Origin of the sequence: Evansella sp. AB-rgal1 (genome assembly GCF_041820985.1) — a bacterium.
Taxonomy (GTDB): domain Bacteria; phylum Bacillota; class Bacilli; order Bacillales; family Salisediminibacteriaceae; genus Evansella.
In genome coordinates this window covers 21,029-41,871 of the sequence record NZ_JBGUAU010000032.1, presented here as the reverse complement: position 1 = coordinate 41,871, position 20,843 = coordinate 21,029, and the positions used below count along the sequence as shown (strand labels likewise).

Below are 20,843 nucleotides of genomic sequence, written 5' to 3'. Positions count from 1 at the left end.
ATATACACCTCCTCAACCTTTAAATGAACATCTTTATAAACATCGATTTTTTTATTTGCTTAAATTTATTCAAACGTTCTTGATAAAGTGTAATCGTATCATCAAGTTGTTTAAAGAAACTGCCTATTTTCTGTTGTTCCATGTTAGAAGTTAAGTAAATTGTATATTGCCATAAATCATTTAAAGCTATATTAGCTTGATTTGCATTTCCTCTTTCTATGGACGCTATATAGTCAATGTATTTTACACTTAATAAATTCAAGTAAATAAAATTACTATCATATTCATTAATTGGAGTGATTTTAACTAAATTTTGATTCAATAAACCATCGATATCTTTATTAACAATGATTGGTCTTCCAACAGCGGATTCCCTTAATTCAGCTTTTGATCCTACTGTAGTAATAATAATGTCCCCTACGTTCAGTTTATATCTTTGATACTCTTTTTCAGATTCTCTATCTATAAAGATTTTTTCGTTATCAGATTTTATTTCATTAGAAGACAAATCAGAGACTCTAACTATTCTAATACCATCGCTTCTATATTCTTCTGATTTAAACGCATATCCCTTTATGTAATCTACGCAATCTCCTAACTTACGCTGTTCCCAATCACCAGTAAACCCTTCGAAGCGGACTTCTGGCACACAATTTCCATTACGTGGGAACATTTTTTGGAGCATTGCTTTTTTCAAGTTTACAACCTTTTCAATTTCTAATTGATGAAGAGTAATGATGTCGTCTAGTTGTTTGAAGTACTCGCCAATCTTTGTTTGCTCATCTTCTCCGGGGACATTGATAGGTGCTTCTTTTAAGGCATTTGAATTGATTGATTCAAATGTAGAACCCGAAGTATACCTCGTCCAAAATCCATCAGATTTCATTCTATTTAACGATTGATAAATAAACTCATTTCCCTTAATTCCTGCAACACCTCGTCCAAGGACAACATCATATTGAGTTTTCCCAACGTCACCAACAGGTGCTCGAACACTAAGGAGAATATCTCCTTTATCCGCAGATTTAGTTACTTGGGTAGTCCAAACACGTGGTACAACCCAACCATTTTTAATGTCTGCATTACCCTGAACTAAAATATGATCATCAGGATTTCCTGTATAATTTTCTCCATTAGGTGATTGCCCCATAGTAATATCAACAACTTCTCCCAACTTACGCTGTTCCCAACTATGATTAAATCCACTAAATTGAATTTCAGGTCTTTTATTTGTCATGATTTACACCATTCAATATTTTTTTAAACTCACTAATACCTTTCAGATCAAACTCACTACCATCTAATTCATCAAGAAAAGTTTCTAATTTGTTCGTGGAGTTTTGAATCTCATCCGATACTTTAACAAAAGTCTTAGCATATTTTTGATTAAGAAAAGATATTTTCATCGTAATTCTTTTAATTAAATCATCCGGAAGTTTTCGGATAGATACTACTAATGGATCAATCCATTTTAATTTAAGAAGTTCATTTGCTTGTTCATCTGAAAGGTTTTCGATAGTAATTTTGGTCAGCTCATGAAGTTCAGCTTTACGCTCTTTGATTTTCTTTTTAAGATCTTTTTCTTCTTCAAGTAACATCACTACAGAAGATAGATTTGAAGCAAAAGACCCTTCTGAGAATTTATAATCCATTTGAAGTGATGTAACATAACTCGTCACATCTTTCTTGTTGTATGTTCCACTGGCATTTATAGGTATTGCACTCCAATCAACTTCAGGGTGATTTGAAATAAACTCCATCTTCTCTTTCTTAGTTCCTTTAGAATCTAAAAGATTCACATACTCTCTCAAAGCAGTCAATTCCGGTGTATTAATATCTTTATAAAATTCACTTAACTCATTGTTTACATCTTTTAATACAAATTTTTCGTTAGAATCGTTCAATACATTGTATTCACCTTCAGCTTCAGAAAGATTGCTTATTATTTCATCTAGCGATAGTTGAACTTCTGTGAGACGATTCTCTAATTTACTCAACTCTGCTTTCTCTGCTTTAAGTATCGTAGATTGAACAAGATCAAATGGAATAATTCGTCCCAACCATCCATCTTGAACAATGGTATCTTTTCCATTAACCTTCTTAGTGATCATATTCGGGTCAACTATTCGGACAGAATCAAAAGATTCTTTTTGTAATATTTCAATGTCTCCTGAAATATCTTTCCATCCGTCATCAAGAATTTGATAAGCATCATATTTATCAATAAGTTTAAAACTATACAAACGAGTAAAGATATCAACCGCTAAAATTTCTTCTGTATTAGCAAGCTTTACTTTTGATAAATTTTCAATTAATTGATTGTATAAATAAGAATCAAAATCTTTAAAAGCATTTTCATATTCAACTTTGAAATTAATGATATCATGATTAGAATCAAAAATAGAGCTTACTTCTTCAGATCTTAACTTCAGATAACCACGATTAATCTCTGCAAATAATTCATCATAAAGACTTGGGAATGCTCCCCAAATCTTAATGTAATCATCTAATTCATTTTTCGGTATTCCACCAAACATAATTGCATATGTATCCCATTTTTCAGTTTCTTCATTTGAGTCAACATAGCGAGGAATGTTTAAATCGTACCCCTTGTCTTTAATATCTTGCAAAGATGCTATATGAGAGAACTTTTCAACTTTTTTACGTTGAATTACAGTATCAACAATTTTCTTAATATCAGAAGCACGTAAAACATTTTTATTTCCTACTTTTTTAAAACCTTTTGAAGCATCAACAAATAAAACATCAGTATTATCCCTCTGTTTTTTAAGAACTAAGATGATCGTAGGAATCCCAGTACCAAAGAAAATATTTGATGGTAGTCCAATAATTGCATCAATCTTATTCTTATCTATTAATTTTTTTCTAATAGTACTCTCTTCCCCACCACGAAATAATACACCACGCGGCAATACAATTGTCATGATACCCTCTTGTTTTAAATGATATAAATCATGAAGAAGAAAAGCATAGTCAGCCTTACTCTTAGGTGCTACTCCGTATTCAGCATATCTTGGGTCTAATTCTTTATTTTCAGGATTCCACTTTTGGCTATATGGTGGATTTGAAACGACAGCATCGATTAATAAAGGATTATAGGTTGATACTTTATTATTCTCTTCAACCGGCCAATCTTCCTCAAGTGTATCACCATTTCGTGTAACAATATTATCTGGTAAAATACCACGCATTACTAAATTCATACGAGTTAAATTATAAGTACTCTCAATTAGCTCCTGGGCATAATATTTAATTTTATTGGTATTTTCAATATACTTTCCAACAGATTGACCAATATTGATAAGCAGCGAACCTGAACCACTTGTAGGGTCATAGATATTGATAGTTTCTTTTTCTTTTAAATGATCAGCAATTAATTCAGCCATTACCACAGAAACCTCATGGGGAGTATAAAATTCTCCAGCTTTTTTTCCGGCGCTAGATGCGAATTGGCTTATTAAGTATTCATATACAAAGCCCAATACATCATAATCCCGTTGATTACTTGTTGGAACATCTTTCACAATTTCAATAAGATCTTTAATCGCTTTGGTACGACTAACTGAAGTTTCCCCAAGTTTTGAGATACCTTGTTCAAGAGTCCTAAAAATACCTGAAAAAACATTTTTATGAGTATGATTGATATTTCTCGAAAAAGCAGAGAGAGCAGTAATTACATTATCAACCGAAAAGTCGTTACCTATTTTTATCCAGTTAGAAAACAGGCTCTTGGGTTCAATAAAGAATCCAATATTTCGTTTTATCCAGTCAACTTCTTCTTCATTTTCTTCTTTTAATTCATCAATATCAGATTGCTCATAGCCATTTTGAATTAAAAATTTATACTCTTTGTCTGAAAGGAACTTATAAAAAATAAAGCCTAAAATATAATCTTTATATTCTCCAGCTTCCATCTTTCCTCGTAAATTATTTGCAGATTGCCAAATTTTGGACGCCAATTGTTGTTTATTCATAATAATTCTCCTAATTCCATTAAATTTCGTTTCCGTATGTATTTTATTAAGTCCATTTTATCATTTAGCTTGTCCAACTGCTATTTTAATTTGATATAACTACAACTGCGGGTATTCAGCAAAAAGAATAGAATCAGCGATGAAATAATAAAAGCAGCTACCAGTAACATAGCTGCAAATCATTCAATATTTCATAAATCCAAAAAAATACACGTTACTATCACGCAGAAAGATTAAGGTTCCCCCGCCGGTCACAAAATGTGCCATCAGAAATCCAAACAGGGGGGCTAGGCGAGTTCTTTCAAAAACAATTCTTTTATTTTGTTTTCAATATCAGATCTGCTCTCTATTCGTCCAAACTTGGATTCGTACCTTTCCACCATCTCATCGGTCAATGACATATTAAAGTGAACATGACAAAGCGATTGCTTCCTACGATGCTCTTCTTGTTTTGACTTCTGTACTTCATCATGTTTACTTACTTGCCTCACTCTCGTCCAAACCAATGCTCGGACAAACTCTTCAAGCGATAGTCCTGCCTTCTTAGCTTCTTTTAGTAGCGGTTCCTTTACTTCCTCATCAAACGTAAATGTCAGCCAATCTTGAGGCTCTTCGGTTGTTTCTGGCTGGGTCAGTTCCGTTACCTTGCCAAAGCTTTCAATAGCCTGTCGACAAAAAGGTTTATATCCTCCGAACCTTAATTCACGACAAGTGTTAACAATCGCATTATATTCAAACTCTGTAACTCTCAATTTGACCTTCCCATCATAAAGCTTCTCCGCATTTGTTTTGGTGAACCATTGCATTCCTCTTTTTATAGCTGGTTTCTTTGGTTGTAATTTCTCTTTTGTAATTTTCATTATTTAAATACCTACTTTCAGTTTCAATAAGTTTAAATGTGCTACTGAAGCCGCTAATTTGTTATTATTTAAGGAACGCAATCGTGCAGGTTCATACTCCCTAGTCATCCTAGAACCTGATAATTCCCCTTTTTCTTCATACAGGATTCCATCCACAAACCCTAATTCCAGCGCCTGTTGTACGGTTAACCATGTTTCCTCGTCCATAAGAGCTAAAAGCTCTTCTTGGCTTCTACCTGTCTTTAAATGATAAGCGTTAGCAATTGTTTGATTTACATTCTTTAATACACCCGACATATGTTCCATGTTCCGATAATCTCCACTAGCGCCATTAATCCAAGCATTATGTATCATCAGTTGGCTTGTGGCTGACATCATCACTCGGTCACCTGCCATTGCCACTACACTCGCAGCAGACGCAGCTATTCCTACAATGTTCACCGTAACGTGACCGCCATTCATACTATAGGCTTTTAATGCTGAATAGATTTCACTACCAGCAAAAACATCACCACCGCCAGAGTTAATATCTACTTCAATTGCTTGTCCATTTGCTTTTCCTAATTGTTCATGAACGACTCTTGGACATGTTGCTTCGATATCCAACCACTCATATACCTGATAATCTGAATTGTTAACAATAACTCCTTTAACCTCTATTCTCTTTGCCATATATTCGTCCTCTTCCTCAATAAAATGTAGGAGCAGTTAGCTGTTGTTTCATTACGTCTTTAGCCTCTATTTCCAGTTGACGGTTCTTCAATTGTTCTAATTCAAATAAGGCTTGTTCTTTAGGTGTCATCGATTTGTGTGGTTTATCCGCTTTTTCTTCCTTTTCTGCTAACGCTCTTTTCAAAAACCAATTATCACGATGCGCTTGTACTTTTTCTGGTTTCAACCTCCGATAATCTCTCATGTATTCACGGTAATAAGCTCGTTTCGCTTCTTTGATTAATTCACGTTCATGCATTACAAACACCTCATTTACCCTTTTATTGTTTATCTTTAATCTTATTATTCCAATAAGTTTAATTCATTATTCTTTTAGACATCTTATTAACAAGCGCCTTTGATGTTGATTTAATCGATTCTATATCACCTCCATACAACAAAAACCAGTCCCGATTAAAGGACTGGTTCTTAACTAACAAGTTGATATAACTCCTGAATAGAAAAGGAGAGGAACGAACTACAAGCCTCATTATTATAGGTTTATTGCTCTATTTTAATACTGGCTCCCTATGCTATAAACAAAGGCTTTCCTGTTAATCAATTTTCCTTGTAGGTAATTTAAACTCATATATCTTTGCCCCTTTTGGTTTGCAAGAACCACAGTAAATCAAATCATTCATTTGTTTCCAATCTCGTTCCATCACTGCAATTCTCAACACTATTTCAAATAATTCATCAGACGGATAATAATCTTCTATGTAAAATGAGAACTCATCATTGCATTTATTGCAATAAATAGTATGCTGCATTAAATATCACTCCTTTGTTACAAAATCATAATCAAGGTGTAACCACTATACTCCCTTACTCTCTTTTGGGTTTTGACCTTCAAAGTTACAAGTTACATATTATTTTCAAGTTCGATTTTGCAATTTCCCCTTTATTTATTACAAATTCTCTTAACATTAGTAATAAGAGAATTAATTATATTTAAGCTATATTTTGTAACTTGTAACTATTTTAATAAAAATGTAGTAATGCCAAGCGTTTGACTTGGTTACATTTTGGATACATTCTGGTTACTCTTTATTGGACTTGTAACTTTTTATTCCTAATTTGTTCTTCTTTCTAGTTCTTTTCTTTAGTTTCTTCTTTAGTCATATATACTCTTGCAGTTTTACCGCTAATTTTTTTAGGATAGACATCTAAATCAAATTCTTTTTTCAAGGTTTCTCGAAAAATACGAGAACTTATTGCTGAATCTGCACCGTAATTTTCTTCAGCCCAAACTTTATATTCTTCATAAGCTTCAGGCGCTCTTTTGCCAATAAAATGAGATTTATCATAATCATGAAGAAATGCTAGACAGTTGTTATTGGTTTCATGATAACCTTTATTAAATTCCATCACTTTTTGACATTCGGTAAAAGTACAATTTTCATATAATCGTTCATATGCTTCAATAATCAACTTAAGCCAATATTCTAGCGCTTCTTTAGTTGTTAATTTCGCTATGAACTTTGGGTCTTTTTTTGTAGGAACACCAAACATCGGACACCAATCAACTCTCCTTTTGTAAGCTTCACTTTTTTCAAAACTTTTTAATAAGTGATTAGATGTAAATATCATTGATGTTGTCATAACAACATCTGAAGACTGTTTGAATAATTTTCTTATGGCTAAAAAATCACAAGTACTAATATTTTTCAATTGCTTCATTTGTTTGTGATTAATTGGCGTATCATGAATATCGTCTCCCAGATTAACCAGTTTACCTTGCATAGAGTAAAAGTATTGTTCTTTTGTCATATCCTCGATAGAAAGAGATGAACAATTTTCCGTACCAACAATTTTTCGAATAATGGTCAATAATGTTCCTTTTCCGTTTCCACCACCACCTACAAAAATAAAAAATTTTGCTAAACTGCGTTTGAAATCTGGATCTGTAATCAAGATATGAGCTAATGTTTCTAGGATATACTTTTTATAAGACATATCTCCTTCTGTTAAAAAATCAAGGTATTCTTCTACAATAGGCACTGGTTCTGCGTCTTGATTATATTTAAGATTAATAAAATAAGGTGTAAACTCTTGATATTCAATTTGTATAAATCTACCTTGTCTTAGAATGCCGTTTTGCAATTTTATATCCCATCCGTTTTCAGGGGTCTTTTTATTAAACAACTGATATTCCATTTGTTTAATAATTTCATCAATAAACCTAGTCGGCTTCCCTAAGACTTCACGTGTAACAATAGGAATAAAATCAACATCATTAGTTGATACAAATTTTTGACCATCGTATGTATATAAAATTCCTCCATACTTATGAACCTTCAATCTCTGAATTAAAACTTGAGCAATTTCAAACGGGTCATTGCTTGTTCCTATATTCACATTATCACGAATGATATTTTGAAACTCTTTTTCATCTAATGGAGTTGCAAAAATATGATTATTAATAAATCGCATTATACTTTGCCATTGATCATTATGGTGAATTTTCATTCTATGCTGAAAAAGTGCTTGATTCCGTCCTTCACTTTCATCCAATCCATTCAGGTTTTCCAATTTTCGATTATTGAAAAAGATATAAGGTAATTCCTCACGGAATCCCTGATTTTGAATTTTTCGCATTTCCCCATCTTGTTTTATGCAAATCCCATTCGGTGTATTTTTTATATGCTTATATTCCACTTCAAAACCAAGAGGACAAACTTTTTTGCTACCTTTAAATCCCTTTGGTTTTTTGAAGTAAAAATGCGCTCCCCTTTTCGTCCATACAATCTGTGTTTTGATATTAAAAGTGCTAATAATTTTTTCAATCACACTTTTTTCAATATTATCAATATCAATAATTAAATCATCTTCTGTTAAAAGATAACCTGCGTCATCGAAAAAAGCAGGAGTATCTGCTATATCAGCGTCTTTTACTGCGTGTTTGCCACCTTCAATAAACTCGATATACTTTGCTTGCATTCGTCAAATTCTCCTTTTCTAACTATCAGGTTTAATCGAAATCCACACTTCCACCTTTTTTTCTAACATCAATTGACCAACGCTTGATATATTCCTCTACATCTTTACGAGGAAACAACCACTTTTTACCCACTCGCAAAGAAGGAAAATCAGAATTATAGATAAATAATTTTTCTACGGTTGGTCTGCTTAACGAAAGCATTTTACAAAGTTCTTTCATATCCATAAGCAATGTTTGTTGTTCCCATTCCTCTAATCGTTTTTGAACCTCTTCAAGATAAATCGTTTTTAATTCGTCTTCATTCAAGTTAATGTTAAACATTGGCGAACTCCTTTCTAATCTTGTTTACTATTTGCGACCACAACCACACGATAACATTTTTTAATATTGTTTTCAAATACATAACAAAATAAGTTTACTTTTGCGACCATTTGATTTAAAATGAAATAGAATTAAAAAATAGAAAAAAGGGAGAGATAACATCGTGAACACTTTCGGGGAAAACCTAAGGAAATTACGAAAAGAAAAAGGACTTACTGTTAGAAAACTAAGTGAATTATCAGGGGTTGCACACTCTTATCTATCACAAGTTGAAACAGGTAAACGAGGAGTCCCAAAAGTAGAAACACTTGAAAAAATTGCAGCAGGACTTAATATTCCATCAATTGATTTACTCGTACAAGCAGGATATATTAACCCAGATGATTATATAACAATGAAAAATGAAAAAGACAATATAGAATGGTCAATAGAGGAGCAAAGCCAACAACCATTTCAGATAGACTTCTTACTTGATTCGTCCCATCCACTGCTTTACCAAGACAGGCTTCTTACAAAAGAAGAAAAATCAAAAATTAAAAGCCTTATCGAAATCGTCCTAAAGGATTGAAGGGGGAAAAGGAAAGATGGCAAACATAAGACAATTAGCTAGTGGTAAATGGCAAGCACGTGTCCACAAAGATGGAAAATTAATAAGCCTCGGCACATTTAGAACATCAAAAGAAGCAAAAATCGAAGCTGCAAAAGTTGAAGAACGGATTTATTACGGGCAAACCTTGAATGATAGAAATATGTTATTTAAAGAGGCTTTGAACGATTGGCTAGAACATAAAAAAGCGAATGTTAAAGAGTCAACCTTTGTTCAACTTGAAGTGATTATCAGAAATCACATCTTACCCACATTTGGGGATAAAAAAATAATGACGATAAAAAGAACTGAAATAAAAAGGTGGATTGCTACATTTGGAGAACTAAACGAAAACGGTAAAGAGAAATATTCATTTGGTTCAAGGTTGAAATACCTTTCAGTTATGAAAAGTATCTTACATTATGCGGTTCATGAACTTGAGGTACTTGAAAAGAACCCTGCTGATAAATTAAAGGTTCCTGTTAAAGACTCTGTGGCACTGAAAAAAGAAAAAGTGAAATATTTTAGCCTTGAAGAATTAAATCAGTTACTGGATTTTATGAAAGCATATAAACATCAGCGCTTTCCTGATTATCAGCTTTATTATACGCTCATGCTCTTTTTAAGCAAAACTGGTTTGAGGATAAGTGAAGCATTAGCCTTAAGGTGGGAAGATATTAATGGAGATAAAATAACGATAGACAAACAAACAAGTCGTGATGATAATAACAATGTCAAATTGACAACATTAAAAAATTCCTCATCATATCGTACCATCAAAATTGATAATGATTTAGTACGTGAATTAAAGAAGTTCAAAATGAAGCAAAATGAATTGCTTTTAGGCAATCCAAGGTTCCGTAAAAATGAAGATAGCATTATCTTTCAAAATTTTAACGGACATTATTTAACACCTTCTACTATACGAGAAACCATGCAAGATTACTGCAAAAAAGCCGGTGTTGATTATAAAGGCACCCATGGCTTTAGACATACTCATGCAGTTCTGCTACTTGAATCAGGTGCAAGCCTTAAATATGTATCAAATCGCTTAGGGCATAAAACCATCAAAACAACAGCTGATACTTATCTTGATGTAACCGAGAAAATAGAAGAAGACGAACTTCAAAAGTTCGCCTCCTACACTAAAAGGTAATTTCAACTCAACTTGGCACAAAGTTGGCATGACACCAAATTGCTAAGTTATAAAACCCCTCAAGCCTTTGATATATAAAGGTTATCCAATAGACCCTTCCATCTCGAACTTAATCAAGCGATTCATCTCAACCGCATATTCCATTGGAAGCTCTTTTGTAAATGGTTCAATGAATCCCATTACGATCATTTCTGTAGCTTCTTGCTCAGAAATACCGCGGCTCATGAGATAGAACAATTGCTCTTCTGACACTTTCGATACCGTTGCTTCATGCTCTAACGTAATATCATTATTCAGAATCTCATTGTATGGAATTGTATCAGAAGTTGACTGATTATCCATAATTAACGTATCACATTCAATGTTCGCTTTCGAACCTTGAGATCTACGTCCAAAGTGACAAATACCACGATACGTTACTTTACCACCTTGTTTAGAGATAGATTTAGATACAATTGTAGAAGAACAATCAGGTGCTAAGTGAGTCATTTTCGCTCCAGCATCTTGATGTTGCCCTTTCCCAGCAATAGCGATGGAAAGTACGTTACCACGTGCTCCACGACCTTTCATAACAACTGCAGGATATTTCATTGTTAATTTAGAACCAATGTTTCCATCAATCCACTCCATCGTTGCATTTTCTTCCGCAACAGCACGCTTTGTAACTAAGTTAAATACGTTTGGAGCCCAGTTCTGAATCGTTGTATAACGGCAGTAAGCATTCTTTTTAACAATGATTTCAACAACGGCACTGTGTAGTGAATTTGTCGTATAAACTGGCGCTGTACAACCTTCAACATAGTGCACAGAGCTATCTTCGTCTGCAATAATTAGCGTACGTTCGAATTGCCCCATGTTTTCAGAATTGATTCGGAAGTAGGCTTGTAAAGGCGTGTCAACCTTGATACCTTTAGGAACATAGATAAAAGATCCACCTGACCATACAGCCGAGTTTAATGCAGCAAATTTATTATCCGTAGGAGGAATCACTGTTCCAAAATGCTCTCTGAAAATTTCCTCGTCTTCTTTAAGAGCTGTATCCGTATCTTTGAAAAGAATCCCTTGCTCTGTAAGCTCTTCTTTCATGTTATGATAAACAACTTCTGATTCATATTGAGCAGATACACCAGCTAAATACTTTTGCTCTGCTTCAGGAATACCAAGTTTATCAAAAGTGTTTTTAATTTCTTCAGGAACTTCATCCCACGAACGCTCTGATTTTTCTGATGGTTTTACGTAATACGTAATATCATCAAAGTTTAATTCAGCCAAATTTCCGCCCCATTGTGGCATTGGCATTTTATAAAATTGTTCTAGTGATTTTAAACGAAAATCTAACATCCATTGTGGCTCATTTTTCATACGAGAAATTTCCTCAACGATCTCTTTCGTTAAACCCTTTTTAGAACGAAAGATCGATACGTCTTTATCAGAAAAACCGTATTGATATTCACCGATTTCTGGCATTTTTTTTGCCATGAAAAACCCTCCCTTATGTTTCTACAAAACTTGTCTACTGACGGTTATACCTTCCACAAACGATTGGAAGTCTTTCCATGACTAGAAAACTATACTCCTATTTTACACTATTTACGTAGTGGAAACAAAGGTATTCCGATTTACAAGTATTATTCTTCTGTATTTAAACCCTTTTCCATCGCCTTCCAGGCTAGGGTTGCACACTTAATTCTCGCTGGAAACTTGGCAACGCCTTGAAGTGCTTCAATATCACCTAAATCAAAGGCTTCTTCATCATACTCTTTTCCTAGCATGATGTTGGAAAAAATTTCAGAAAGCTTCATTGCATCATCAACAGATAACCCTTTCACAGCTTGCGTCATCATCGATGCAGATGACATGCTAATGGAACATCCTTCACCAACAAACTTAGCATCTGAAATTTTTCCATCTTCCACTTTCATCTGAAGCTGAATTCGATCTCCACAAGTGGGATTGTTCATGTTCACAGTAAGCGAATCGTCATCTTCCATCTCTCCGCGGTTACGTGGGTTTTTATAATGATCCATGATTACTTGACGATACAATGTGTCGAGTTTATTACCCAAAGACATTTCCGAAATACTCCTTTGTTTTTATTAATGCTTTTACGAAAGCATCTACGTCTTCCTCTGTATTATAAAGATAGAAACTTGCACGAGCTGTGGCAGATACGTCCAACCACTTCATTAATGGTTGTGCACAGTGATGCCCCGCTCTCACCGCGATACCTTCTGCATCTAATACTGTTGCTACATCGTGTGGATGCACATCATCACAATTAAATGTAACGAGACCAGCTCGATGCTTCGGTCCATAGATCGTTACTCCATCTACTTCTGATAATTGCTCCATAGCGTACTGTACTAGTTTATGCTCATGTGCTTCAATATTTTCCAAACCAATTTCATGTAAAAAATCGATGGCAGCTCCTAAACCAATGGCGCCCGCAATGATAGGTGTTCCCCCTTCAAATTTCCAAGGAAGTTCTTTCCATGTTGATTCTTGAAGTCCAACAAAATCAATCATTTCTCCACCAAACTCAATTGGCTCCATTTTATCTAACAGCTTCTTTTTACCATAAAGTACCCCAATGCCAGTAGGACCACACATTTTATGACCGGAAAACGCAAAGAAATCACAGTCTAAATCTCTTACGTCCACTTTCATATGTGGAGTACTCTGAGCACCATCAACCACCATGACAGCACCATGTTTATGCGCGATAGCCGTAATTTCTTTAATTGGATTAATTGCTCCTAATACATTAGAGACTTGCATAACAGAAACAATTTTTGTTTTCTCTGATATGGTTTCTTCCACATCCTTAAGATCAATCGATCCATCTTCTTGTAATGGAAGATACTTTAACGTAGCTCCAGTAGCTTTTGCTACCTGTTGCCAAGGAATAATATTACTATGATGTTCCATCGGAGTGATTACAATCTCATCTTCTGGACCCACATTCGCCCGTCCATAGCTAGTAGCTACTAAGTTAATTGCAGTTGTCGTTCCACGAGTAAAAATGATTTCCTCTGTACTACTTGCATTAAGAAAGGATCGCACCTTATCACGAGCACCTTCATACCCATCTGTTGCTAACGTACCAAGGGTATGTACCCCTCGGTGAACGTTAGAGTTATAGCGACGGTAATAGTCATCAATCGCATCAATAACCTGCTTTGGCTTTTGAGATGTAGCCGCACTATCAAGGTATACAAGAGGATGCCCATTTACTTCTTGATTTAAAATCGGGAACATTTGACGGACTTCCTGTACATTCATTAGTTTACTTTCCTTTCTATAACCTCTTTTAATTGCTCTTTTACAGATTCAATTGGTAACTGACCTACAACAGGCTCTAAGAAACCATGAATGATAAGTCTTTCTGCTTCACGACGAGATAATCCTCTACTCATTAAATAAAACATTTGAATCGGATCAATTTTACCTACAGAAGCAGCATGACCTGCTGTAACATCATCTTCATCAATTAATAGGATAGGATTTGCATCACCACGTGCTTTTTCGCTTAACATAAGTACACGTTCGGTTTGTTCCCCATTCGCTTTTGTAGCTCCGTGTTCGATTTTGGAAACACCGTTAAAGATAGAAGTAGCTTCATCTCTCATAACACCATGCTTCAAAATTTGCCCATCAGAGTTTTTACCAAAATGGATAACATTCGTTGTAAAGTTTTGTACTTGTTTTCCGCGACCGATAGATACTGTTTTCGTATCTCCATACGATCCTTCACCATGTAAGTACGTTGTATTTTCTGATACTGTATTTCCGTCATTCATTTGTCCAAGTGCCCAATAAATTTTTGCATCTTTTCCGTTCACTTGACCACGACGGTTTACATACGTAGTTGTTTCCGCTGAGAAGTTGTCTACTGCACCAAAGTGAACTGTTGCGTTATCAGCTACATATACTTCTGCAACAATATTTGCAACCTTTTCTACAGCTTCTCCTTCAGTAATATAGTTCTCTATATATGTTACAGAACTATTTGCTTCAGCAACGATTAATACGTGGTTAAATAATCCAAACGTACCTTCTTGTGCGTAGACAGCTTGTAAAGGTATTTCCACTTCTACATTTTTCGGAACGTAGACAAATGTTCCTCCATTCACTAGCGCTGCATGCAAAGCAGTAAGTCTATGTTCATTTGTAGAAACAGCTTCTGACATAAAGTATTTCTCTACAAGCTCACTATGCTCTTTCACTGCCGTTTCAAAGTCGGTAAAAATAACACCTTTCTCCGTTAAAGATGAAGCTAATTTTTTAGAAAGTGTTACTCCATTTTTTTGTGCTACCAATGCTTGAACATTTTCTTCACTACCAATTAACTCTTTTATAGAAGCTGTTACAGATGTTTCCGTAACATTTGCCTTAAGATCAAAATTAGAAAAATTCCACTTCTGAATTTTCGTTTTATCCGGCTTTGGTAGTTCTAATGAATCAACATTCTCTAAAGACGATAAACGCAAGTCAGTAAGCCATTGTGGCTCTTGACGGTCTTTAGAGAAGCTTGCTACATCGCTTTTATTCACTGGAAATGTTGTTTCCGTTGTCATCTTCATTCCTCCTCCTAAAACCGTACGTTATTCTTGACCTACTGTTTCGTCTTCAATTCCTAATTCTTCTTTAATCCAGTCATAACCTTCTGCTTCTAGACGTTCAGCTAATTCAGGTCCACCAGATTTTACAATTTTACCTTGCATCATTACGTGTACGAAGTCTGGTTTGATATAGTTAAGTAGACGCTGGTAGTGAGTAATAATTAAACATCCGAATTGGTCTTTACGTTCTTCTCTCATTTGGTTAATCCCTTGGGATACAACCTTTAATGCATCGATATCTAACCCAGAATCAATTTCATCCAGGATTGCAATTTTTGGTTCTAACATCATTAATTGTAGAATTTCATTACGTTTCTTTTCTCCACCAGAAAAACCTTCGTTTAAATAACGATGTTGAAAAGACTCATCCATTTCTAATGTGTTCATCTTTTCATCCATTTTACGAATAAACTTCATTAGAGAGATTTCGTCTCCTTCTTCACGAGTGGAATTAATTGCAGAGCGAACGAAATCTGCATTTGTAACACCGCTAATTTCACTTGGGTATTGCATAGCTAAGAATAAACCAGCACGTGCTCTTTCATCTACTTCCATTTCAAAAAGATCTTCTCCGTTGATGGAAGCTGATCCACTAGTTACTTCATATTTCGGGTGACCCATTAAAGCAGACGCTAAAGTAGATTTCCCTGTTCCGTTCGGCCCCATGATTGCATGGATTTCTCCACCCTTCACTTCGATACCAAATCCTTTTAAAATTTCTTTTTCTTCAATAGATACATGAAGATCTTCAACCTTTAGACTAGGTGTAGACATTGTACATACCTCCATTTATTTTTACATTAATAATTATAACTAAGTTTGCTCGCTCTCCCTCAATTTTTGAGGAATACTAACAAACGTGATAAGATGGAATTTAGGTGATTACCACGTTACGTTCCATTCTCAATTTATTCTCATTACAATCTTATATCAAATGAAATGTGAGTTCAAGAGAAAGGAACTTATATTTTCAAGAATAAACACTTAAACTTTTTTCTTTCCACTTAAACAATGTATGTATTTTAATGATTTTTCGGTAAAATCTTCGTTATTTCTCCACATTTATTCCGGACTTCCCTCTTGACACAAGGACGATTCACTAAATAAAAATTTTAGTTGAGTCAATTCAAAAAAAACGACATATTCTCAATAGGACTTATTTTTCTCGTTCTAATTGAGAATGAATATCGTTTAAGAGTTCTTATATATGTTTTGCTAAAATAAATGGAAAATACGCCATCATGGAAATTCCACAATGGCGCATTCTTTTTTATGCATGCATTTGACGATTATATTCATTTACAATCGAGATAGATTTGTGATAATCCTTCTCTCTAGCTTTCTCCACTTTCATACGATTCTCTAGTTTACGATTATATTCCTCGTATCCTATTCCGTAAGATTGAAACATAGCTTTTTCCATCTCCGTAGTGTAGTTCAATTGTAACTGATGGATAATAAATCACTTTCCTTTCACGTTTTTATCGAGTTCCTCTATAGAATTCGATTGTTTTTTATTACGTGATTTATCTTACCATCTACAAAAATGTATGCCAAAAAGCATATGATGTTATATTCTCTGACATACCCACGATATAAAACCTCACAGTGCATCATCGATGTTTTATCTACAATTACCACACTATTCTCTCTTTTCCTTTCAGATATAAAATGTTAAGTATTTAATGAATATCGTTTCCGAACTCTTGTAAGCATTCTTCTACCAATGTAACACCTTGACTCATGGCTGCTCCCCCACCAAATGCACCAGTAACTCCAACCGCTTCTAATATTTCTTCTTTGGTACATCCATGATCAAGACAACCCTTCATATGATAAATAATGCAATATTCATCCTGAGAATAAATGCTAATCCCCAATGCAATTAGCTGTTTCTCTTTTTGTGATAAGTTTCCTTCTTTAAAGCAGGCTTCCGCAAACTCGTTATACTTACTAGCAATTTCTGGCATCTGTTTCGTAAATTGCCCCACTCCCGCTTTGTAATGGAGTAAAGCCTCATGAACAGAACTCGTTTGATTATTTTCCATAAAAGCACATCCTTCTTTAATAAATATGAACAATAGTATTATTCGTTTTTTTGGGAAAAACATGTCCTAGAATTGTTATTTTTACTATGAAGTGTTCATCATCACATACGAAACGATCGTCATGTTTTTTCAAAAACAAAAAAACATGCTATCAAGTTCCTAAGAATGATAACATGCTTACTTTGTTGTTCTATTGCTTTTACTTAAATACCATAGTGATTCCAACAATAATAAATCTTTTAAATTCCCACTGACTCCTAGTTCTCCGCGTCTTTTCATTGAAAGCAGGAAATCTTCACCGTTTAACAAAAGTCGGTATGCTTCCAAGTCTCCTTCAATAACCACATCTCCAACTGTACTTTTTACCGATTCTATTTCTATATCACGTCCACGAAATATGACTAACCATTGCTCGTCCTCACAAATAACACAGACAGAAATACTAGATTTGCCTAGCATCTCACTCATATGTGGGGAATTTTTAATTCTTTCTACAGAGGAAGAGAGTAGTTGGTACATGTTTATCCCGCCTTAAAAACATTCTTTCTAATATATTCTACTCTCATAGGACTTTTCCCTTTAATTTAGACAGCGTTATGTGACAGTTTTTTGTTAAATCGGTCAGGGTTTCTGAAAACAAAGAAAAAGTAGGTTGTTCCAATAACGTATAAGATAGAGGTAATGGTGAAAACAATGGCATAACCTGTATAGGAACCATGTACCATAACAATGGTTGTTGATACTGGCCCCATCACTGCCCACCCTAACATAAATACTGCCTGGCCAACAGAATTAGCCAATCCTTTAATAGAATCATCTACACTCTTCATCATTAGTGACATTTGAATCGGATTCCCCGCATTCATAAGTGCCTGTCTGAAGAGAAAACCAAATACTGCCCAAAATAAATTTTGTGTATAAGCTGTTAACAATAAGAAAGGAATGGACATTAACTGAAGCATTACTACCGCTCTCACTTCTCCAACTTTATTTACAACTGCCGGGCCAATTAATAGCGCTACAGCCGTCATCGCTTGACCTCCAGATAAAATGAGCCCCACTAATGTATGTGAAATTTCAAAGCGATCTACAAAGTATAGATTCAAATACGGAATTACTAATCCTGAACCAAATCCGATAATTATTTGCGCAACTGCGAAAAGTAAAATTATTTTTATTCCATGATTGTGAGTTGTAAATAATTTTTTGAGTGAACGTTCTTGCACGTTTTTTTCTGTAAGCTTTCGTTCCTCACGAACTTTCAAGAAAGGTATTACCGCAGAGAAAAAGAAAGCTGCACCGATTAATAGTGTTAGACGAATACTCCATAATGAGCTCATACCAACGATATAATGAAAGAAGTCACTTAACGTTCCACCTAATGTATTTCCAACAACATTCGCTATCATAATGATTGCAAAGTTAAAGCTAAATAGATGGACCCTTTGTTTTTCAGTGGAGTTTTCTGCTAGTAATGGAATAGAAGAAACTTGAATAAATGCCATAAATGCACCTGTTAAAAATGCGGTACCTAGAAGTAAAACCTCAAGCGAAAGAGTTGCTCTTAATAGTAAACTGGTAGCTGCAAATAGCCCCCCAATTAAAATTACTTTTTTCCGACCAACTCGGTCGCTCAAAATCCCTGCTGGTAAAAGAAGTAACGCCGCTGCAATAGATTGCATCGCTATGACAGAACCGTTCATTTGATCATCGTAGCCTAGCTCTCTTATATAATAATTGTAAATAATCATAAAAATCCCCATACCAATATTGGCCAAGGTGGATCCTACTAAAAACAACCGAACGTTTTGGTTGTATCCTTTAAATTGTGTGGACCATTCCCCCACAAAACTACTCATTCTTTATTCCTGCCTTCCGACTTTATATATATTATTTTTGAAAATCTCTTTGTTAAATCTAATAAAATAGGAGAAGACAACAGCTGCCAATTCACACTTGTATTAACGCTCACTCCTGTTAATTAAGCTCTAACTAACCCCTCGTTTTTTAAAACTAGAGTTGCTAACTATTTCGAGTCTCTAAATTCCATTACTTATCATAGCCTAAAACCCACTGTTTTGGAAAGAAAAATATTTGTGTATTTTTCGACAGAAAAGCTCGCCCGAAGAATGAATCGAGCGAGCTTTTCTTGCTTATTTATTCACAAACGTTAACACCAACCCATGTCACAGCCTTCCACATACGCTTTTGGTTGCTGCTGCACTGTTTTCTCCTTTTTAAAAATTTTTTCATTTTCCAATTCAAACCCTTCAGCCATTTCATACATATGTTGCTGACCTTGACTTTTAATTCGTCCTATCTTTTTATCCTTTAGATAAATCCCTGTTTCCCCATCTGCTTCTTGTTTATGCGCTACATCTTCTGTTATCTCCACTCGAGTTTGAGTGATTTCTTGAGATTCATTTTGTAAAGAAGGGTCAACAGTTTTCGAATGTTCACTATTTATTTCGCGGTAAAGGTCTTGATCTTTGCTCATGTTACTTTCCCTCCTTCCTTACTTTTATTATCTGTATTTTTAGCTGGAGTATAAGTCATAAGACGTTGAAACATTACCCATAAAAAAAAGTGTAAGAAGGTTGTCACACCTTTTACACTTTTTATCAATTAATTATTCTTCACTAATCATTTTTTCGTAATCTTCTGCAGACAATAATTTATCTAATTCAGAAGCGTCAGAAAGTTCTACAACGATCATCCAAGCTTTTTCGTAAGGGGACTCGTTAACAAACTCGGGAGAATCCTCTAAATCTCCATTCACTTCCACAACTTTACCACTAACTGGTGCATATAGCTCTGATACTGTTTTTACAGATTCGACACTACCAAACGGCTCGTCTGCTGCAATTTCATCTCCAACCTCTGGAAGTTCAACAAAAACTATATCCCCTAACTCGGACTGTGCAAAGTCCGTAATACCTATACGCACTTTTCCATCTTCTGTTTTTACCCATTCGTGCTCTTCTGAATACTTAAAATCCTTTGGTAAACTCATTTTAGGATCCCTCCGTTTATGTTCTAAAATAATGAACTACGCTGCAAACACATTATTACATTATGTATAATACAGTTCTTATTCATACTACCATCTAAACTATAGTACAAATTCACTTATCGAATCAATACAAATTACATTAATTTTTCCAAGTTGTAGCAAATTGTTCCTCATTAAATCCTACAGTAACTTTTTCTCCATCTGTCACAATAGGTCGCTTAATCAACATACCATCGGATGCAAGGAGTTCTAAAAGCTCCTCTTCCGTTGATGTTTTTATTTTATCTTTCACACCTAATTCTCGATATTTCTTCCCACTCGTATTAAAGAATTTCTTTAGTTCCAAACCGCTTTTTTCATACAAACCTTTAAGTACTTCTTTAGAAGGGGGATCATTTACGATGTGGACTGCTTCATAAGATAAATCGTGTTCATCAAGCCACTTCTTTGCATTACGGCACGTTCCACATTGGGGATATTGATAAAAAGTCAAACTCATTGTATTTCCTCCTTTATCCAATCTCCCTTTATTTTATCATCATTTACTGTGATCTGACAAAATCCCACATTACATTCACATTGCTATTTCT

At 34.7% G+C, this 20,843-nt stretch carries 22 protein-coding genes; 2 read left to right on the top strand and 20 right to left on the bottom strand.

The window, feature by feature from the left end:
* Positions 1–19: 19 nt before the first annotated feature.
* The 8 genes from ACERII_RS21355 to ACERII_RS21320 all read right to left on the bottom strand — a co-directional run bounded on the left by ACERII_RS21355 (position 20) and on the right by ACERII_RS21320 (position 8,828).
* On the bottom strand, positions 20–1,237 hold the full coding sequence (locus ACERII_RS21355; RefSeq protein WP_373644999.1) for a restriction endonuclease subunit S: 1,218 nt from the start codon (positions 1,235–1,237) through the stop codon (positions 20–22).
* Positions 1,227–3,995 carry a type I restriction-modification system subunit M gene (locus ACERII_RS21350; protein ID WP_373644998.1) on the bottom strand — a complete coding sequence of 923 codons (2,769 nt, stop codon included), beginning with the start codon at positions 3,993–3,995 and terminating at the stop codon, positions 1,227–1,229. Before ACERII_RS21350 ends, ACERII_RS21355 begins: the two co-directional genes overlap by 11 nt.
* Before the next feature lie 287 nt (positions 3,996–4,282).
* Positions 4,283–4,855, bottom strand: a complete 573-nt coding sequence (locus ACERII_RS21345) for a hypothetical protein (protein WP_373644997.1) — start codon at positions 4,853–4,855, stop codon at positions 4,283–4,285.
* Between the two features lie 3 nt (positions 4,856–4,858).
* A complete protein-coding gene (locus tag ACERII_RS21340; RefSeq protein WP_373644996.1) occupies positions 4,859–5,527 on the bottom strand; it encodes a head maturation protease, ClpP-related in 669 nt (222 codons plus the stop codon).
* 16 nt (positions 5,528–5,543) lie between these two features.
* Complete coding sequence (locus ACERII_RS21335) at positions 5,544–5,825, bottom strand: hypothetical protein (protein WP_373644995.1); 282 nt, start codon at positions 5,823–5,825, stop codon at positions 5,544–5,546.
* Positions 5,826–6,120: 295 nt separating this feature from the next.
* Entirely contained in the window at positions 6,121–6,336 is a 216-nt protein-coding gene (locus tag ACERII_RS21330; RefSeq protein ID WP_373644994.1) for a hypothetical protein, read from the bottom strand.
* Between the two features lie 319 nt (positions 6,337–6,655).
* Positions 6,656–8,506 carry a DUF5906 domain-containing protein gene (locus ACERII_RS21325; protein WP_373644993.1) on the bottom strand — a complete coding sequence of 617 codons (1,851 nt, stop codon included), beginning with the start codon at positions 8,504–8,506 and terminating at the stop codon, positions 6,656–6,658.
* Positions 8,507–8,537: 31 nt separating this feature from the next.
* Complete coding sequence (locus ACERII_RS21320; RefSeq protein ID WP_373644992.1) at positions 8,538–8,828, bottom strand: helix-turn-helix domain-containing protein; 291 nt, start codon at positions 8,826–8,828, stop codon at positions 8,538–8,540.
* A gap of 163 nt (positions 8,829–8,991) precedes the next feature.
* Between ACERII_RS21320 and ACERII_RS21315 the strand changes: the two genes are divergently transcribed.
* On the top strand, positions 8,992–9,396 hold the full coding sequence (locus ACERII_RS21315) for a helix-turn-helix domain-containing protein (RefSeq protein ID WP_373644991.1): 405 nt from the start codon (positions 8,992–8,994) through the stop codon (positions 9,394–9,396).
* 16 nt (positions 9,397–9,412) lie between these two features.
* A complete protein-coding gene (locus tag ACERII_RS21310; RefSeq protein ID WP_373644990.1) occupies positions 9,413–10,570 on the top strand; it encodes a tyrosine-type recombinase/integrase in 1,158 nt (385 codons plus the stop codon).
* An 81-nt stretch (positions 10,571–10,651) separates the two neighbouring features.
* On the opposite strand, the gene sufB is transcribed toward ACERII_RS21310, so the two are convergent.
* From sufB to ACERII_RS21250, 12 genes are all read right to left on the bottom strand, one after another.
* Entirely contained in the window at positions 10,652–12,049 is a 1,398-nt protein-coding gene (gene sufB / locus ACERII_RS21305; protein ID WP_373644989.1) for a Fe-S cluster assembly protein SufB, read from the bottom strand.
* A 149-nt stretch (positions 12,050–12,198) separates the two neighbouring features.
* Entirely contained in the window at positions 12,199–12,642 is a 444-nt protein-coding gene (sufU, locus tag ACERII_RS21300; protein ID WP_373644988.1) for a Fe-S cluster assembly sulfur transfer protein SufU, read from the bottom strand.
* Positions 12,629–13,852, bottom strand: a complete 1,224-nt coding sequence (locus tag ACERII_RS21295; RefSeq protein WP_373644987.1) for a cysteine desulfurase — start codon at positions 13,850–13,852, stop codon at positions 12,629–12,631. Before ACERII_RS21295 ends, sufU begins: the two co-directional genes overlap by 14 nt.
* On the bottom strand, positions 13,852–15,147 hold the full coding sequence (gene sufD, locus ACERII_RS21290; RefSeq protein WP_373644986.1) for a Fe-S cluster assembly protein SufD: 1,296 nt from the start codon (positions 15,145–15,147) through the stop codon (positions 13,852–13,854). The genes ACERII_RS21295 and sufD overlap by 1 nt, the downstream gene beginning before the upstream one ends.
* Positions 15,148–15,174: 27 nt before the next feature.
* A complete protein-coding gene (gene sufC, locus ACERII_RS21285; RefSeq protein ID WP_373644985.1) occupies positions 15,175–15,966 on the bottom strand; it encodes a Fe-S cluster assembly ATPase SufC in 792 nt (263 codons plus the stop codon).
* A 496-nt stretch (positions 15,967–16,462) separates the two neighbouring features.
* A complete protein-coding gene (locus ACERII_RS21280) occupies positions 16,463–16,603 on the bottom strand; it encodes a YuzK family famiily protein (protein ID WP_373644984.1) in 141 nt (46 codons plus the stop codon).
* A gap of 271 nt (positions 16,604–16,874) precedes the next feature.
* The gene (locus ACERII_RS21275; RefSeq protein WP_373644983.1) at positions 16,875–17,240 is read right to left on the bottom strand and encodes a carboxymuconolactone decarboxylase family protein; all 366 of its coding nucleotides are present in this window, start codon (positions 17,238–17,240) and stop codon (positions 16,875–16,877) included.
* Between the two features lie 177 nt (positions 17,241–17,417).
* Positions 17,418–17,759, bottom strand: coding sequence for a hypothetical protein (locus tag ACERII_RS21270; RefSeq protein ID WP_373644982.1), 342 nt, complete (start codon positions 17,757–17,759; stop codon positions 17,418–17,420).
* Between the two features lie 65 nt (positions 17,760–17,824).
* On the bottom strand, positions 17,825–19,099 hold the full coding sequence (locus ACERII_RS21265; RefSeq protein ID WP_373644981.1) for an MFS transporter: 1,275 nt from the start codon (positions 19,097–19,099) through the stop codon (positions 17,825–17,827).
* Positions 19,100–19,410: 311 nt separating this feature from the next.
* Positions 19,411–19,737: a DUF2553 family protein gene (locus ACERII_RS21260; protein ID WP_373644979.1), complete on the bottom strand. Its 327-nt coding sequence runs from the start codon at positions 19,735–19,737 to the stop codon at positions 19,411–19,413.
* Between the two features lie 132 nt (positions 19,738–19,869).
* Complete coding sequence (gcvH, locus tag ACERII_RS21255) at positions 19,870–20,253, bottom strand: glycine cleavage system protein GcvH (protein ID WP_373644978.1); 384 nt, start codon at positions 20,251–20,253, stop codon at positions 19,870–19,872.
* A 139-nt stretch (positions 20,254–20,392) separates the two neighbouring features.
* Positions 20,393–20,752, bottom strand: coding sequence for an arsenate reductase family protein (locus ACERII_RS21250; protein ID WP_373644977.1), 360 nt, complete (start codon positions 20,750–20,752; stop codon positions 20,393–20,395).
* Positions 20,753–20,843: the final 91 nt, after the last annotated feature.

Coding starts and splice junctions, on each gene's coding strand:
- ACERII_RS21355 (WP_373644999.1), bottom strand. CDS start 1,237: ATGACAAATAAAAGACCTGAAATTCAATTTAGTGGATTTAATCATAGT.
- ACERII_RS21350 (WP_373644998.1), bottom strand. CDS start 3,995: ATGAATAAACAACAATTGGCGTCCAAAATTTGGCAATCTGCAAATAAT.
- ACERII_RS21345 (WP_373644997.1), bottom strand. CDS start 4,855: ATGAAAATTACAAAAGAGAAATTACAACCAAAGAAACCAGCTATAAAA.
- ACERII_RS21340 (WP_373644996.1), bottom strand. CDS start 5,527: ATGGCAAAGAGAATAGAGGTTAAAGGAGTTATTGTTAACAATTCAGAT.
- ACERII_RS21335 (WP_373644995.1), bottom strand. CDS start 5,825: ATGCATGAACGTGAATTAATCAAAGAAGCGAAACGAGCTTATTACCGT.
- ACERII_RS21330 (WP_373644994.1), bottom strand. CDS start 6,336: ATGCAGCATACTATTTATTGCAATAAATGCAATGATGAGTTCTCATTT.
- ACERII_RS21325 (WP_373644993.1), bottom strand. CDS start 8,506: ATGCAAGCAAAGTATATCGAGTTTATTGAAGGTGGCAAACACGCAGTA.
- ACERII_RS21320 (WP_373644992.1), bottom strand. CDS start 8,828: ATGTTTAACATTAACTTGAATGAAGACGAATTAAAAACGATTTATCTT.
- ACERII_RS21310 (WP_373644990.1), top strand. CDS start 9,413: ATGGCAAACATAAGACAATTAGCTAGTGGTAAATGGCAAGCACGTGTC.
- sufB (WP_373644989.1), bottom strand. CDS start 12,049: ATGGCAAAAAAAATGCCAGAAATCGGTGAATATCAATACGGTTTTTCT.
- sufU (WP_373644988.1), bottom strand. CDS start 12,642: ATGTCTTTGGGTAATAAACTCGACACATTGTATCGTCAAGTAATCATG.
- ACERII_RS21295 (WP_373644987.1), bottom strand. CDS start 13,852: ATGAATGTACAGGAAGTCCGTCAAATGTTCCCGATTTTAAATCAAGAA.
- sufD (WP_373644986.1), bottom strand. CDS start 15,147: ATGACAACGGAAACAACATTTCCAGTGAATAAAAGCGATGTAGCAAGC.
- sufC (WP_373644985.1), bottom strand. CDS start 15,966: ATGTCTACACCTAGTCTAAAGGTTGAAGATCTTCATGTATCTATTGAA.
- ACERII_RS21280 (WP_373644984.1), bottom strand. CDS start 16,603: ATGTTTCAATCTTACGGAATAGGATACGAGGAATATAATCGTAAACTA.
- ACERII_RS21275 (WP_373644983.1), bottom strand. CDS start 17,240: ATGGAAAATAATCAAACGAGTTCTGTTCATGAGGCTTTACTCCATTAC.
- ACERII_RS21270 (WP_373644982.1), bottom strand. CDS start 17,759: ATGTACCAACTACTCTCTTCCTCTGTAGAAAGAATTAAAAATTCCCCA.
- ACERII_RS21265 (WP_373644981.1), bottom strand. CDS start 19,099: ATGAGTAGTTTTGTGGGGGAATGGTCCACACAATTTAAAGGATACAAC.
- ACERII_RS21260 (WP_373644979.1), bottom strand. CDS start 19,737: ATGAGCAAAGATCAAGACCTTTACCGCGAAATAAATAGTGAACATTCG.
- gcvH (WP_373644978.1), bottom strand. CDS start 20,253: ATGAGTTTACCAAAGGATTTTAAGTATTCAGAAGAGCACGAATGGGTA.
- ACERII_RS21250 (WP_373644977.1), bottom strand. CDS start 20,752: ATGAGTTTGACTTTTTATCAATATCCCCAATGTGGAACGTGCCGTAAT.